A 768-nucleotide genomic window follows, 5' to 3' on the forward strand; every position below is an offset into this window, starting at 1 on the left:
GCACAGCGCCGGCGAACTGGCTTTTGATGCTGCCGCTGCCGCTGCCGCTGCCGCTGCCGCTGCCGCTGCCGCTGCTGTTGGGCAGGATGTCGTCGCTTCTGTGTGGGCGGACGCGCCACTAGGCTTCCTGGGTGCGATGGATGTCGATGCTGTCGGGGATGACGGGTTCAGTAATGCGGTAGGGTCGGATGTCGGCCTGGCCGGTGGCGGCTTGCGGGAGAATTGGTTGCCAACGGCTGAGGGGGCACCGCCGGCGGTAGGTGTCGGGTCGGTGATTCAATTGCCGGGCCGCTTTGATTGTATGGCGCGGATCGGTGCGGCACCCAACAACGCTGACAACCTGTTCCTCGCGGTGCTGGACAGCGCCATCGGGCAGATGGATTCCGTGCCATCCGAGGTTTACCCCACCGACCCGCAGGAGACATGGCTGCAGTTCTTTCGGCGCAAAATACCTGAGTTCCTCACCGATAAAAAAGCCGACGACCTGGATAGCTGCGAGTATTTCAGGGAACGCTGGGCTTCGGCAAAGCACCCGGAAAGCGATCCGAGGATCCTCGAACTCGCAATGAGCTCCGGGTCGTATGCCAAATTGTTACGGGAAGCCTCGCAGAGGGCAGATCTTTGGGACACGCCGCTCGGCCTCGACATGCCCTACGTCCTGGCCCGAGCTCTCGACCTCGACATCCGCATCCTCGAAAACAGTGACAACGTCATCACGGATGTCACCCACGTCCCCAACCCAGACCGCCCCCCGCTCTACCTCTACCG

1 protein-coding gene is annotated in these 768 nt (G+C 62.6%); it reads left to right on the forward strand.

Going from position 1 to position 768, the window contains the following annotated elements; translation table 11 throughout:
• Positions 1-136: 136 nt before the first annotated feature.
• Positions 137-768 (forward strand): hypothetical protein (locus ACLQ24_RS29940; protein WP_425895089.1); only part of this gene is annotated, 632 nt, incomplete at its 3' end.

It is taken from the genome of Micromonospora sp. DT4 (genome assembly GCF_049841675.1).
Classification (GTDB): domain Bacteria; phylum Actinomycetota; class Actinomycetes; order Mycobacteriales; family Micromonosporaceae; genus Micromonospora.